The sequence below is a fragment of the Porphyromonas levii genome (assembly GCF_018206105.1).
GTDB lineage: Bacteria > Bacteroidota > Bacteroidia > Bacteroidales > Porphyromonadaceae > Porphyromonas_A > Porphyromonas_A levii.
In genome coordinates this window covers 1-15,778 of the sequence record NZ_JADRGN010000018.1, presented here as the reverse complement: position 1 = coordinate 15,778, position 15,778 = coordinate 1, and the positions used below count along the sequence as shown (strand labels likewise).

10 protein-coding genes are annotated in these 15,778 nt (G+C 50.7%); 8 read left to right on the top strand and 2 right to left on the bottom strand.

Going from position 1 to position 15,778, the window contains the following annotated elements; all coding sequences use genetic code 11:
• The 3 genes from IX315_RS05220 (at position 1) to IX315_RS05210 (ending at position 5,860) form a co-directional block, all read left to right on the top strand.
• Positions 1-2,505, top strand: a complete 2,505-nt coding sequence (locus IX315_RS05220) for a S9 family peptidase (RefSeq protein WP_211638538.1) — start codon at positions 1-3, stop codon at positions 2,503-2,505.
• Positions 2,502-3,050, top strand: a complete 549-nt coding sequence (locus tag IX315_RS05215) for a M48 family metallopeptidase (RefSeq protein WP_018358394.1) — start codon at positions 2,502-2,504, stop codon at positions 3,048-3,050. The genes IX315_RS05220 and IX315_RS05215 overlap by 4 nt, the downstream gene beginning before the upstream one ends.
• Before the next feature lie 134 nt (positions 3,051-3,184).
• Positions 3,185-5,860 (top strand): calcium-translocating P-type ATPase, PMCA-type, encoded by a 2,676-nt coding sequence (locus IX315_RS05210; RefSeq protein WP_211830462.1) that lies wholly within the window; start codon positions 3,185-3,187, stop codon positions 5,858-5,860.
• Between the two features lie 129 nt (positions 5,861-5,989).
• Here IX315_RS05210 and IX315_RS05205 read toward each other — a convergent pair whose 3' ends face one another.
• Together IX315_RS05205 and IX315_RS05200 are read right to left on the bottom strand one after the other, a co-directional pair.
• Positions 5,990-8,341: a 4-alpha-glucanotransferase gene (locus IX315_RS05205; protein ID WP_211837249.1), complete on the bottom strand. Its 2,352-nt coding sequence runs from the start codon at positions 8,339-8,341 to the stop codon at positions 5,990-5,992.
• Positions 8,342-8,359: 18 nt separating this feature from the next.
• A complete protein-coding gene (locus IX315_RS05200; protein WP_134849698.1) occupies positions 8,360-9,439 on the bottom strand; it encodes a 6-phosphofructokinase in 1,080 nt (359 codons plus the stop codon).
• Positions 9,440-9,758: 319 nt separating this feature from the next.
• Between IX315_RS05200 and IX315_RS05195 the strand changes: the two genes are divergently transcribed.
• From IX315_RS05195 to ypfJ, 5 genes are all read left to right on the top strand, one after another.
• The gene (locus tag IX315_RS05195; protein ID WP_211635750.1) at positions 9,759-10,520 is read left to right on the top strand and encodes a (Fe-S)-binding protein; all 762 of its coding nucleotides are present in this window, start codon (positions 9,759-9,761) and stop codon (positions 10,518-10,520) included.
• Positions 10,517-11,884 carry a lactate utilization protein B gene (locus tag IX315_RS05190; protein ID WP_018358389.1) on the top strand — a complete coding sequence of 456 codons (1,368 nt, stop codon included), beginning with the start codon at positions 10,517-10,519 and terminating at the stop codon, positions 11,882-11,884. The genes IX315_RS05195 and IX315_RS05190 overlap by 4 nt, the downstream gene beginning before the upstream one ends.
• A gap of 9 nt (positions 11,885-11,893) precedes the next feature.
• The gene (locus IX315_RS05185) at positions 11,894-12,478 is read left to right on the top strand and encodes a LutC/YkgG family protein (RefSeq protein WP_018358388.1); all 585 of its coding nucleotides are present in this window, start codon (positions 11,894-11,896) and stop codon (positions 12,476-12,478) included.
• Positions 12,479-12,496: 18 nt separating this feature from the next.
• Positions 12,497-14,053 (top strand): L-lactate permease, encoded by a 1,557-nt coding sequence (locus tag IX315_RS05180; RefSeq protein WP_134849697.1) that lies wholly within the window; start codon positions 12,497-12,499, stop codon positions 14,051-14,053.
• A 123-nt stretch (positions 14,054-14,176) separates the two neighbouring features.
• Complete coding sequence (ypfJ, locus tag IX315_RS05175; protein WP_018358386.1) at positions 14,177-15,037, top strand: KPN_02809 family neutral zinc metallopeptidase; 861 nt, start codon at positions 14,177-14,179, stop codon at positions 15,035-15,037.
• Positions 15,038-15,778: the final 741 nt, after the last annotated feature.

The following is a 15,778-nucleotide window of genomic DNA, read 5'->3' as shown; positions in this document are numbered from 1 at the left end:
ATGAATAGAATCATCCAAATCCTAGGGTGCGCACTTATTGCGGTTGGTGCCGCAGCACAGAGCGATACCCTGACCATCGGGAAGTACAGAGCTTTCGAACCAGTGGTAGCCAACGCTCCTTTTATGAGCGATAGTGTCAACATTAGTGGCCAGGCGTTCGATATGACGAGCACGCTAGCTACCTTCCCTCAGACCCGCTTGGATAACAGCCTACTGAGAGATGTCTCGGCTACAAAGGAGGGCTACATGGTTACCGACTCCACCCTCCACGATGGCAAGAAGAGCATCCAGACCTACCTGGTCTCGCTCCTAAGTACTAACTTCGAGAAAGGCAAGCTGATTATTGAGAGCGATGCCCCTTTCCGCCTATTCCTCGACGGCAAACAGATAGGGCAGGCCGACGAAAAGGCGACCCGTACCCTCCCCGTACAACTACAACCCAGTGTATCACATACCTTAGGGCTTCGTCTGCTATCGAATGCTGGCGGGCAGGCTAAGTGGCGTATTCGCTTTGTGCCCGAGAGTAAGCACACCAAGGTTACGTTCCCTACCGACGACCACAGCTACCTTAGCATCCAGTATATGCTTACTGGCGAAAGCGTAGGTGGTACCACTGTCTCCCCATCAGGCAGATACTCGACCCTCACAATTAGTGAGAAGGTCGATAATAAGCCAGTCTACTCAGTCCTCCTCTACGATGGGGACAAACCTATTGCACACCTCGATGGTACCTATATCTCTGCGCAGTGGATGCCCTGTAGTGATAAGTTGTGGGTGACTATGGATAGCGACACCGGTAAGCGCCTGATCGCCCTTGACCCCTCTACTATGCTCACTGAAGTACTTCACCCATCTATCCCCAGCGATGGCTATTGTTTCTTCACCCCTACCGAGGACAAACTCATCTACGTCACGACCGACAAGGGTCCAGAGAATAAGAAGTTTGTAGAGCGTGTTATGGACCGTTACGATACCACGGGTAGCTACCGTAACCGTAACTTCCTAGCTATTTTCGACCTCCGTACTGGCATCTATCAGCCTCTCACCTATGGGTACCGTGATACTTCACTGCAGGGCGTCTCTAAGGATAGCAAGGAGATCATCTTCAGCAACAACCACAACACTACAGAGATACCTTTCTCGGCTGGCGATTATATGACAATGGATCTCCAGACCCTAAAGGTCGATACCCTCTTTAGCAATACCAGCGATATCAGTTCGGTCAATTACACTTCCGACCCTCGCTACCTCCTTATCACTGGTACTGCCAATGCCTTCAATGGCATAGGGCGCAATCTGCCTAAAGATGGCATCGCCAATACCTACGACTACCAGCTCTTCCTCTACGACCGACAGACCAAGACTGCCAAGGCACTCACTAGAGACTTCGACCCAAGTGTAAAGAGCGTGGAGCCACTCTTCGATAAGTTCGAAGCCTACTTCACAGCCGAAAACAAAGACTACGTATCGCTCTACCGTGTAGACCTCCGCTCAGGACGCATCACTCAGGTGCCTACCAAAGAGGAGGTGGTACGCCGGTTCGCAGTGGACAACCGAGGCACCCTCATTACTTACTCTGGACAAAGCATGCTCAACTCCGACCGCTTCTACCAGATTCGCAATGGGCGCGAGCGTCTTATCTATGATCTTGCCAGCAAAAAGATGGCAGACCTACAGCTAGGCACCGCTACAGAGTGGAGCTTTACGATGCCTAATGGTGACGTAGTGCCAGGGCGCTTCTACCTGCCACCTAACTTTGATACCAATAAGAAGTACCCTATGATTGTCTACTACTATGGCGGTACTTCTCCTACAGCACGCACCTTTGAGGGTTCTTACTCTCTCCCTATGTTTGCTGCCCAAGACTATGTAGTCCTCACACTCAACCCTAGTGGTACTACTGGCTGGGGTCAGGAGTACGCTGCTAGGCACATCAATGCCTGGGGACAGCGTACGGCAGATGAGATTATCGCTTCTGTGAAGGGCTTCTGTGCACAGCATCCTTACGTCAATGCCGATAAGATTGGTTGTATCGGTGCTAGCTATGGTGGCTTTATGACCATGTACCTGCAGACCGTTACCGATACCTTTGCAGCTGCTGTTAGCCACGCAGGTATTAGCAATATCGCTTCTTACTGGGGCGAAGGTACCTGGGGTATCGGCTACAGTACGGTAGCGAGCTACGGCAGCTACCCTTGGAACAATCCAGAGCTGTACGCTAAGCAAAGCCCCATCTTCAATGCTGATAAAATCAATACCCCTATCCTCCTGCTTCATGGTACTTCTGATGTCAATGTGCCTATCGGAGAGAGCGTACAGATGTACAATGCCCTCAAGATACTTGGTAAGGAGGTAGAGTTTATCAAGATATATGGCGAGGATCATGGTATTTACGACCCAGCTAAGCGCCTCCGCTGGATGCAAAGCGCTATGGCTTGGTTCCAACGCTGGCTCCACGATGACCCTACATGGTGGAATACCCTCTATCCTCCGGTAAATCTGTGATCAAGACTTTATTCTCAGGCACCTGTCCCGTAGTCGTGACTTGGAAGGCGGTGAAGCACTTCACCTTGCGCCTATCCCACACTACGGGACAGGTGCATTTGTCCGCCCCACTACAGGCTACCGAAGCGGAGGTTGCCGAAGTCCTCGCCGCCAAGGCACGTTGGATAGCTCAGGCTGCTGCCAAAGGGGAAATGGTGATGGCTGAGCACTCCAAGACCATCGAAGACAAGGATGTGACCTATCTAGAGACGCAGCTAAGCCTCTTTCTCTCCAAGTGGTCTAAAATCCTCCAAGTGGAAGTACGGAGGGCAGATATTAAAGCCGTGCGTAGCTATTGGGGCAAGTGCTTACCCCATACCAAGAAGGTCTACTTCGCCATGCGCCTTGCTTTTTACCCACCCGAAGTGATCGAGTATATCGTGGTGCACGAGTTGTTGCACTTTCATATCCACAACCACGGAGCCTCCTTCCGTCAGGCGATGGATCGGCTTCTCCCCGATTGGCGACAACGAGATAAACTCCTCACATCGCCCTCCCGAAGATAATGTCTAATCTATTGAGCTACTACGCTCATAAATAATTGGAATACTGTTGGTGAATAGAGGGCTATTATCTGATAGCAATTTTATTTAGTGTACCTTTGCAGGAAAGCATAATATTGAAGGATAAATAAATAGATATGAAATCAGAGAACTTTTATAATAGCCCTATTAGCGAGGTAGCTACTCATCTGGAGACATCGGTAGAGCAGGGACTATCAGCTAATGAGGTAGAGACGAGACGGGAGCAATATGGTCCCAACAAACTGAACCAGAAGCAACAGACTCCTCTTTGGCGCCTATTCCTACAGCAGTTCAATAGCAGCCTTGTATTCGTACTCATCGCTGCGGCAGTCGTGATGGCTGTGGTCAGTATCTTGGAGCATACGGGTAACTATACCGATAGTATCATTATCCTAGCCATCCTTATCGTGAACGCTATCATCGGCACATGGCAGGAATATAAGGCGATGGTATCTATCGAAGCACTCAATGCCATGAGTGCTCCTCACTCCAAGGTCCTCAGGGGTGGCAATGTACAGGAAATCAATTCGGAGGAGATCGTACCGGGCGACATAGTCATTCTCGATGTAGGCGATATTGTACCCGCAGATATGCGCCTGATAGAGAGTGTCAACCTCAAGATACAAGAGTCGGCACTCACTGGCGAGTCGGTACCAACAGAGAAAGATGCCCAAGCTATCCTAGCTCAGCAAGAGGTTTCCCCAGGGGATCAGAATAATATGGCTTTCTCTACCGGTCTTATCGCCTACGGACGCGGTAAGGGAATCGTGGCGCATACGGGTATGAATACTGAGGTGGGCAAGATAGCTGGCATGCTGGAGAGTGCCAATGTACAAGCTACGCCTATGCAAGTGCGCCTCAATCAGCTCGGCAGAGTATTGGGCTACGTAGCGCTGGGTATCTGTGTCGTTATCTTTGCCCTCGGTATCATCTACGGTAATTCTATTCTGGATATGTTTATGATGGCTGTCTCGCTTGCCGTAGCAGCTATCCCCGAGGGACTACAGGTGATTTCTACCCTCGTGCTCGCCATGGGTGTGCAGCGCCTTGCCAAGCAAAATGCGATTGTGCGCACCCTACCTTCGGTAGAGACCTTAGGTAGTGCTTCGGTTATCTGTTCTGATAAGACAGGTACCCTCACGCAAAACAAAATGACCATAGTGCGCTTATGGACACTCGATGAAGAACTAGATGTCTCTAAGGGGGATCTCCCTGAGAGCGAGGCTATGAAGCAAATGATTCTATCCGGTTCGCTGAGCAATGAAGCACATATGTCGGATGATCCGAATGCCGAGAACCGCTTCTCGGGCGACCCTACAGAGACAGCCATCATCGCTTTCGCGGAGAAGATAGGGATGAATAAAAACGAGCTGGAAGCCACCTATAAGCGCGAGGCAGAGGTGCCATTCGACTCCGACCGCAAGCGTATGTCCACGATCAATCGTTCACCAGAGGGGCAACTCGTCACCCACCTCAAAGGCGGTACCGACGAGGTACTCGAGGTGTGCACACACTATTACGCCCATGGCGAACGCCTACCACTCACCGATGATATTCGGGAGCAGATCAAGCGGGGCAATATCGCCATGGCTGAGCAGGCTCTGAGGGTATTGGCTGTGGCTACAGCCGAGGTCTCTAGTGTGCCTACAGAGCCTACGCCAGAGGTTGTGGAGCAGGGACTCACCTTTATAGGACTGCTTGGGATGATCGACCCACCACGCCCTGAGGCTATCGATGCCGTAGCAGAGTGCCGTAGTGCTGGCATTAAGCCAGTGATGATTACGGGCGACCACAAGGTAACAGCTACTGCCATAGCCGCCGAGATGGGGATTCTCAATGAAGGTGACCAAGTGCTCACTGGGGAGGAGCTTCAGCAGCTTTCGCCTGAAGAGCTTTATGAGGCGGTACCACATACTTCGGTCTATGCCCGAGTAGCGCCTGAACATAAGGTACAGATTGTAGAGGCTTGGCAGAAACATGGCGAGATAGTCTCAATGACGGGAGACGGTGTAAACGATGCCCCAGCACTCAAGACAGCCAATATCGGAGTGGCAATGGGCATCACTGGCACGGAGGTTTCTAAGGGGGCTTCCGATGTGATACTAACCGATGACAACTTCGCAACCATCGTGCAAGCGGTGCGAGAGGGACGCCGTATCTACAAGAATATCGTAAAGTCTATTCAGTACCTTCTCTCTACTAATATAGGAGAGGTCGCACTCATCTTTATTGCCACGATATTCAACCTCGGCACACCACTTCTCCCTATCCACTTGCTGTGGATTAACCTGGTTACCGATAGTCTACCCGCACTGGCGATTAGCTTAGACCCTATCGACAAAGACATTATGCAGCGCCCACCGAGAGATAATCAGGCGGGCTTCTTTACCAAAGGGTTTATCTGGCGAATCATCTACCAAGGGATTATGATAGGTGGTATTGGTCTGGCAGCCTTCCTCATTGGCTACAGAGATGGCGGACAAGCAATGGGGCAGACGATGGCATTTATTGCGATCTGTGTATCTCAGATACTTCACATCCGCAACCTCCACTCCGACACACAGTTTAGCTTCAAGACTTCACCCTTTCGCAATCCATCTATCCTGTGGGCTATGCTGATCTCGATTGCCCTAGTACTGGTGGTACTCTTCGTGCCTTGGCTTCGTGAGATTTTCCACCTACAGATGCTCGATGCTAAGCATTGGTGGTATGTGGGTGGCCTTATGGTGGCACCACTGGTGATTGTAAACCTCTTCAAAGCGCTTAAGATCAATACAATTAAGGGCGAGTAACCTAGGGCATAGAGACTATATCACTACGGGATCGCTCGCAACAATGAGAATGTTGTTTCTTGCAATAGCCTTATAATAGGAACGCCTCTAGGGTCTAGCGACTAGACTGCAGAGGCGTTCCTATTATTATTAGCGGGGCAGGGGAACCCTGTAATTCCATACATGGCGAGGGTCTTCGGGTATATTGACTTGCTCATCTTGTGGATCAATCTCAGCGCCATAGCCTGTAAGCGTGAACCAATCCTGTAGGGGCAATATCAAAAGGAGTGCCCGAGGTTCTCGGAGTAAGGCTTTCACCAAACCCCGAGGCGTTACCTCGTCTGTAAAGTGATACAGTTCCGCTAGTTCTTGGCGCTCACTATTCGAAAGGGATGCCCACCAAGACCTAAGCGAAGCCATATCGTGCGTCCCCGTAGTGAGCACCGATAACCATGGGATATCCTGTGGCTCCACAAAGCGCTTGCCAAGGCATTTAGGCATCCTGAGCACCTCGAGCGAGAGGAGTTCTAGAGAGGAGAGCACCTCTTGAATACTCTTGGGCAACACCCCAAGGTCTTCGGCACACAGCAAGATATCGCTGGCGGTCATCACCTTGGTAAGCCTCTTGAGTGCGGTCTCTCGCCATAAGCTTTCGTTCCTGTGATGGTAGTAATCGTCGGAGAGAGCTGCTATCTTTTGTTTCAGCTCGTGAGAGAGGAGCGCATAACGCTTACGCTGCTGGGGCTCCATAAGCGGGTGGTAGAGCCCTTGCTCATCTCTATTACAGAAGTCTGCCACCCCCGAAACCTCTTCAGCGGTATAGCCAAGAGCGGGGACATACCACCCGAGCGAGGCATCGCCCGACCCTGCTGGGATGCTCCAGATACGAAAGAACCCAAGGATGTGGTCTATCCTCAGGGCATCGAAGTGACGGCTCATACTCTGTAGCCGTCTACGCCACCATGCGAAGCCCTCCCGCTCCATTTCCGCCCAGTTGTAAGTAGGGAATCCCCAGTCTTGTCCTGTAGGGGAGAAGGCATCGGGCGGAGACCCTGCATCTAGATGGAGGTGGAACAGATGGGGTTCGACCCAGACATCTACGCTATTACGTGCTACACCAATGGGGAGATCGCCCTTAATCAATATCCCTCGCTTGTGCGCCTCCTCCACTAGTTGCCCCAATTGTTTATACAAGTGATACTGTACAAAAGCACACCGTAATACAGCCTCCTCTAGGTTCTCCCCTAGATAGCTCTTATCTTTCTCCCAACTGAGTAATACCTCAGCGTAGTAGGGATAATGCGCCACGAGGGTGTCGGGGTAGCGGTCTCGGATGGCACAGAAGAGGGCATAGGGTAATAGCTGTGCCTGCTCTGTACGGAAGAAATGGCTAAACTGCCGACTCTTGGGGCGCTCATTCCATCTTTGGAATAGGCACTCTATCACTTCTTCCTTGAACCTTAAGACTTTCGCAAACTGCACCTTGGGCTCCGCCTCTAGCGCTCGAGCGGTGCGCAACCACTCCTCTTTCTCAGGCGCTTCGGCAAAGCCTGGCAATGCCCGAAGGTCGAGGTAGATAGGATGAATGCCGTAAGTGGTGATGGCACTATAGGGGTAGGAATCTCGGTCGGTACGGGTGAAGGTGGTATCGTAGATAGGGAGCAATTGTAGGACAGACTGCCCAGTACGCTGCATCCAATCAAGTAGCTCAGTGGCGGCAGTGAAGTCGCCAACCCCTTGGGTATGCCTTCCTCTCAAGGAGAAGAGCGGTACCGCCGTCCCCGTTAGCTGTCGGTGCATAGGCTCTGCGCCCTCGAAGTGCGGCAGATCGAGGTGACCGAAGGTAAAGATACCGTCATCGTCCGGCTGATAGTACCTATTCTCGCCTAGCTCCCAGCGTACTTCGCCCGAGGGAAGCCGCCACACCAGTTTGTACTCAGTGGCTACCCGCTTAGGGAATTGGAGGAGATAGCCCTTACGACTCAGGGCAAGCGTCAGCCCTTTCTCCGGATACCAAGCCCCGATAGAGGGGTCAGCACCTACTACGAGTAGCTCTCCCTTGTATTCCTGAAAACTATGGATGAGGAAGACATCGCCCGACCCCGTATCGAAAGAGGGTATCCTAAGGCGCGAAAGGTCGGTGCGCCCCAGTAGCTCGGCTAGGGGAGCGTCGCTCATTCGGTGCTCTGCAGTGGTATCTATCCATCGGTCATCGATAGCAATCCTACCGCTGGTCTCACCCTGCGCCAGCGAGAGCCTAAGAGAGTGCGGCACAAGAGGGGGTTCGGTGCGGATGATAGAATCGCCCTGCACTACACGATAACTATAAATCAATTCAGTCGTTGACTCCCCTGGTACACTGAGGAGTAGGATCCAATAGTAGTTAGCATCATCGGGCTTCAGGTTGAAGGTCATCTCGGAGCCGTTGATGCGCCCCACCCACTGAAGTGCCTGCCCTGCTACACCTATATGATAGGGTATCTTAAATTGTATCTCAAGCATGGTACGTCCCTATCTCTACTATTTTTCTAGCTTAGTGCGAATATCAGCGAAGTCCACCCCGAAGCAGACATCCATACGGCGTCCCTCGCGGATGAGCTCATCATTGGGCTGTACGAGCTTGAGCTTGTCTCTTACCTGACTAAGCGGTACATGGGTAATCTTACCTCCCTTCATGCTCACCATAACGCCCGATATCCCATCGGCAAGGAGCTGAGAGGCGTGCCCGCCAAATCGGGTACAGAGGTTGCGGTCGAACGATGAGGGCGCTCCGCCTCTCTGTACATAACCGAGGACAGTCTCCCGACTATCGATACCCGCTTCCTCTCGGAGCTTACGGGAGAGGTAGCGCCCTGCCGACTCGCATTGCTCTTCTGGGATCTCCTTCTGCTCATCAAATACAACGCCCTCCGCTACCACGATAATCGCATAGTTCTTCCCCTCTTCATAGCGCTTTCGGATAGCACGGAAGACGATATCGAGTTCGCAACCAAGCTCAGGCAGTAGGATAACGTCCGCACCACTTGCCATACCAGAGTGGAGCGCTATCCACCCTGCTTCGTGCCCCATCACCTCCACCACAATCACGCGGTTGTGGCTCTGTGCTGTGCTATGGATGCGGTCGATTAGTTCGGTCGCGATGCTTACTGCGGTATCGAATCCAAACGTGATGTCTGTACCATACACATCATTATCAATCGTCTTGGGGATACCCACTGCAGGGAAGCCAAGTTCGGAGACTACTGCAGTAGTCTTCTGCGTGCCATTCCCCCCGATGCAGACAATAGCATCGAGCCCTAGCTCCTTCCAAGACTTCTTGAACTCCTCCAGTGCAGCGCTATCCTTGAGTAATGCTTTACGAAAAGCCTTGTCGCGGCTACTGCCCAGAATAGTGCCCCCCATACTGAGTAGGCTAGAGAGGTTCATCATATTGAGCTCTACATAGTTCTTATTGGTGATGCCGGTAAAACCACCCTGAAATCCCAATACCTCCATGCCGTGTGCTGTTATCGCTGTCTTTGCCACCGCTCTAATGGTGGCATTGATACCAGGCGCATCACCGCCCGAAGATAGAATACCTATTCGCTTGACCTGCTTCATTATCAATTTGTCGTCTCAGTTAGCCCTCCCTATCATTCATACCAAACAAAAATACCCATTTCCCCCCTAATAGACAAAGGTGGTATCCAGCGCTCCCCCTATATGCCCTATTTTAGTTCCACAGTCGTTATCCCTTGCCGAAGTCCTATCTGTTATCAAGTAAATACCCAGATATGTTTGGCATTTGTCCTATAATATTAGGATAAATAGAAATATACATCGTTTGATTTGCTATTTTCTATTGTATTTTCTAGAAAATACCTACATTTGGGGATATTGAGAATGGTCGCCTATATTTAATGAATCATCACTGCTGAATATGAATAATGAATTGAAAGGGAAAAAGATAGGGTTGTTTATCCCCTGTTATATCAATGCTGTGTACCCAGAGGTGGGTATCGCGTGTTACAAGTTACTCAAATCGTTGGGATTGGATGTAGATTATCCACTCGACCAGACCTGCTGCGGGCAGCCTATGGCTAATGGTGGATACGAAGGAAAGTCGCTTCAGTTGGCTGAGCGCTTCGAACGACTTTTCTTGGCGTATGATTATATCGTAGGTCCATCAGCTAGTTGCGTTGCTTTTGTCAAGGAGTTCCACCCTGGTATACTAGGGCGTGAGCCGCACGAGTGTCACTCGGTTCAGTATATATACGACATCGCAGAATTCCTCCACGATATCGTACAGCCTGAGCGGTTCCCTAGTCGCTTCCCTCATACTGTAAGCCTCCACAATAGCTGCCACGGTGTACGCGAGCTCGGGCTCTCGGCACCATCGGAGCGTACCATGCCGTATTTCAATAAGGTACGTGCGCTACTAGAAAAGGTAGAAGGCATCATGGTGAAGGAGCCAGAGCGCATCGATGAGTGCTGCGGCTTCGGAGGACTCTTCTCTGTGGAGGAGCCTGATGTATCGGGCTGTATGGGGCACGACAAGGTACGTGACCACATGGCCACAGGTGCAGAGTATATCACAGGTGCCGATAGCTCATGCCTCATGCACATGCAGGGCGTCATCGATCGTGAGCATCTACCTATCCAGACTATCCATTTCTTACAAATCCTAACAGCTAACTTATGAGTACACGTCACGCTAAGGCTGCCAAAGCCTTCCAAGAGAATAAAGATAATGCGCAGTGGCACGACGAGACCCTTTGGCTCGTACGACAGAAGCGCGACCGCCTGAGCAAGGCCATCCCAGAGTGGGAGGAGCTCCGCCAACTCGCCCATGATATCAAGATGTACAGTACGTCGCATCTGCCCGAACTGATAGAGCAGTTCGAGGCACAGGCAACTGCCAATGGATGCTTTGTGCACTACGCTAAGGATGCGGAGGAGTATCGCCAAATTATCCATGAGATTTTGGCGAAGCACGAAGTAAAGAAGATGGTCAAGAGCAAGTCCATGCTCTCGGAGGAGTGCGAGCTCAATGAGTATCTGATGGAGAGGGGGATAGATGTAGTGGAGAGCGACCTCGGCGAGCGCATTTTGCAATTAATGGGCGCGCATCCAAGCCATATCGTGATGCCTGCAATCCACATCAAGAGGCAAGCCGTGGGACAACTATTCGAAAATAAACTTGGGAGCGAGAGGGGCAATTCGGATCCTACCTACCTCACCCACCAAGCGCGCAAATCGCTCAGGCAGGACTTCCTCAATGCCGATGCCGCAATGACTGGTGGCAACTTCGCCATTGCTGAGACAGGTGAGGTGGTGGTCTGTACCAACGAGGGCAATGCCGATATGGGTATGGCGTGCCAGAAGCTCAATATCTCTGCTTTCGGTATAGACAAACTAATTCCCAACCGCGATAGCCTAGCTGTATTCACCCGATTGCTGGCACGTTCGGCTACAGGACAGCCCAGTACGACCTATACTGCACACTTTGGTCGACCTCATGAGGGTGGGGAGCAGCACTTTATACTAGTAGATAATGGGCGCTCGGAGATTCTCGCTCAGCCTGAGCACCGCAAGGTACTCAATTGTATCCGCTGTGGCGCATGTATGAATACCTGCCCAGTGTATCGTCGTAGTGGTGGCTACTCCTATAGCTACTTTATCCCTGGTCCTATAGGTATCAACCTAGGGATGCTCCATGATGCACACGAGCATTCGGGCAATGTCTCTGCTTGCTCGCTCTGTCTCTCCTGCTCTAATGTCTGCCCTGTAAAGGTGGATCTAGGCGAGCAGATCTATGTATGGAGACAGAAGCTCGATAGGCTCGGAGAGGCTAATAAGGAAAAGAAACTGATGATTCAGACCATGACACCAGTGCTAAATAGCCCTGGGCTCTTCAATACCGCACTCCGATTGGCACCTATTGCCAATAAACTACCTCGCCCACTCTTGTACAATAAGCTCAATGCGTGGGGAGAGGCAAGAGAGCTACCGAAGTTTGCCAAGCAGTCGTTCAATAACTGGTGGAAGGAAAATCACAAGAAGTAATCCAACATTATGAGTAATAGTAAACAATATATCTTGGATAGCCTGCGTCGGCATACAGGCGAGCGCTATCCTTTGCCCGAGATAAATATCAACCACACGTCGTATATCGACAAGCTACAGCAGTTTATCGATATCTCGGCAGGAGTAGGAGGTAGAGCTGAGCTCCTCCAAGAGGGAGAGACCATAGACCAAGCTATCCGACGCCTTTACCCCGATGCTCAGCGCATTGCCTGCAACCTACCTGAGGTGGGTGTAGCTACTTATAACCCCGACGACATCGCAACTCCAGCCGAACTCAATGGCACCGACCTAGTGGTAATGAGAGGCAAGTTTGGCGTCTGCGAAAATGGCGCTGTCTATTTCGAACAGAGCTATCGCCAACGTGCTATCTACTTCATCTCGGAAGCGATGCTGATACTCCTGGATAGGAACGAACTGGTAAATACAATGCACGAAGCCTACCAGCGCGTCCCTGCCAACCACCCTGCTGAGTATAGAGGTTTTATCTCTGGTCCATCCAAGACGGCAGATATCGAACAAGCACTTGTAAAGGGTGCTCATGGAGCAAAGGAAACAATAGTGCTACTCACGTAATATATACAAAGGTGTAATATGGACATATTATTTGCAATCCTCCCGATTATCCTCCTATTTGTGCTGATGCTGGGCTTCAAGATGCCTGGGCACAAGAGCGCTTTTATTACGCTGGTAGTTACCGTGCTGGTAGCACTATTCCTGCCTGAGCGATTGGACTTCGCCCCTGCTGCTTACACCCAAGGCGGTGTGTGGTGGGCTGTGGTGGAGGGATTACTTAAAGCTACTTTCCCAATCCTTATCATCATACTGATGGCTATTTATAGCTACAATATCCTACTCAAGAGTGGCGATATAGAGCTCCTCAAACGACAGTTCACTTCGCTCTCCGATGATAAGGGCATCACGGTGCTTCTCCTCACTTGGGGCTTCGGAGGGCTTCTCGAGGGTATGGCGGGCTTCGGTACCGCTGTTGCTATCCCCGCTGCTATCCTGATGTCTTTAGGCTTTAAGCCAGGGTTTAGCGCCCTTGTATCGCTGATTGCCAATAGTGTGCCCACAGGCTTTGGTGCTGTAGGCGTGCCGGTGACAACACTCGCCAACGAAGTGGCAGCCAATGGTGCCGCTACGCATGAGGATCTACTAGATATCTCCTCCAAGGTGGTACTACAGCTATCACCCCTGATGATTATATTGCCCTTCATAATCCTATTCCTCACCGATAGTAGCCGCAAAGCGCTTGTGAAAAATATCGTGCTGGCACTTCTCGTGGGAGTGGTATCCCTCGTGGTGCAATACGTATCGGCACGTTACCTAGGGGCGGAGACACCGGCAATCTTCGGTAGCGTGGCAGCAATACTCGTGATTATCCTTTACGCAAAGCTCTTTACCAAGAAGGGCACGAGAGAGGAGGGCAATAAGGCATCACTAGGCGCCAACCTGCGTGCTTGGAGTGTCTACTTCTTCATCCTAGTATTCATTGTGTTGAGTGGACCACTAGTACCTCCAGTGAGTGCTTTCCTGAAGAGCCACCTCGTGAGCCAAGTACACCTACCTATATATCCGGAGGGCAAATTCTTTACTTTCGGTTGGCTCTCCAATGCTGGTCTGATGCTTTTCCTTGGTAGCGTAATAGGAGGACTTATCCAGGGGCTCTCTTTCAAGGAACTGATGCAGATACTCGCCAAGACGGTAGTAGGGCTCAGAAAGACCATAGTCACGATTCTTAGCCTAGTTTCTATTGCTTCTGTGATGGGTTATGCTGGTATGATTGTGGTGATTGCTTCTACACTTGCAGCAGCTACAGGAAGTCTCTATCCGCTCTTCGCGCCACTGATTGGTGCTATTGGTACCTTCGTTACGGGTAGCGATACCTCCTCCAATATCCTATTTGGTAAACTACAATCCAATGTAGCGACCCAAATCAGCTACCCCGACCACAATTGGTTGGTGGCTGCGAATACAGCGGGAGCAACAGGAGGTAAGATTATCTCACCTCAGAGTATCGCTATCGCAACAGCCGCATGTAGCATGGAGGGCGAGGATGGCAAGATTCTTGCCTCAGCACTACCATACGCCATCGGTTATATCGTGCTGGCAGGAGTAATGGTCTACTTCTCCGTCGGCATCATCTAACCACTATACACCACTGTGATATATCACGATGGCGGTCATGTGTTCTTTCCTAAGCGTGGGAGGGTATGCGCTTTTTATTTATCTTTGTCTCAGTAGAATCATTCATGAGTTAGATAGAGTTATATGAAACTAGATGGACGAAGAGAGAGTAGTAATGTAGAGGATCGCCGTGGAAAGGGCGTCAAGCGTGCTTCGATGGGTATAGGTGGCCTAATCATTGTGGGCTTGATTACTTGGTTTATGGGCGGCAACCCTCTTGACGTACTCAAGGAGGGCGCTGGAGAGATAATACAAGGACAGCAAGGGACAACCCAGGAGTATGTGCCTACGGCTGAGGAGGAGGAACTGGCTAGACTCGTAAAAGTCGTTCTCGCTGGTACAGAAGATGTGTGGACTAAGGTATTCGCCGAGAAAGGGCTACAATATCAGCCACCAAAGCTCGTAATGTTTACCGATGCGGTGCAGAGCGGATGTGGCGGTGCTTCGTCTCAGGTCGGTCCATTCTACTGTTCGGCAGACCAAACGGTATATATCGACCTTTCATTCTTTAAGCAGATGAAGACGCAGCTCAAAGCAGGTGGTGACTTCGCCTATGCCTACGTGATTGCGCACGAAGTGGGACACCACGTGCAGCATCTATTGGGCATCCTAGACCAAGCGCACCAGCAGATGGCTCAGATGAGTAAGACGGATGCCAACAAGGTGAGTGTACGCCTAGAGTTACAAGCCGATTATTTTGCAGGGATGTGGGCACACCACGATAATGCGAGGTACGGTTCGCTGGAGCCTGGAGACCTAGAGGAGGGTATCAATGCGGCACATGCCATTGGCGATGACAAGCTACAGATGGAAGCGCAAGGCTATACCGTGCCAGATGCTTTCAACCATGGTACTTCAAAGCAGCGTATGGCATGGCTCAGTAAGGGGTATAAGGTGGGAACACTCGAAGAAGGCGATACTTTCAATCTCCCTGATCCTCTCTGAACCATCCCTAGTTCCCTCGGATAAGCGATAGATTCAGGGAAAGTCTCTCTTGTGCTAAATGACTCAAGTCCCTTTATGGGCATGAGGTCGGCATACGGAGAAGAGGCAATGTAAACTACCCGAGTAGCGACAATAGTAATTGTCCTGCTCGGGTCTTTATTTTGTTATGCTCTATATATACAATGTGTATGACTTCTACTTTGGGGGAGAGGCAGCAATGAAAGTTGGATAGCTTCCCCAATTCTCTTCATTACGTCCACTGAATACGAATGAACTATTACAAAGGAGGCAAATGTATTCGTAGGGATAGAGGGTTATTTTATATACTGGAAGGATGATTCTAGATAATGCGTTCTTCGGTGGTGTAAATATTAAAAGGGCAACATGTTGATAAATAGAATATTATCAGATTACATTAGCGCAGTTTTCGTTAGCCTCGTCTGAACTGAGGAGTGGAGCTATAAGATCCACGACGAAGGAGGGCGTGGTGAAGGCGTGCCTCCTTCCCCCTTCCTCCCCTCACGCAGTGCGGCTCTGCCGCACTGCGTGAGGGGAGGAAGGGGGACTATTTTGCGTAGCTCCCTATCCATGGTCTCGTGCTTTGCCCTCAACCGAGCCTGTCGTACACTGCACTAATTTGTTATAAGACAAATCCATTGTCTGTAATAGCTTATGCTATTTTGTTTTCATGACTACTCCATGCCGCTTCTTGCTGATAGAAGTTTGGTGAACGATGGGAAA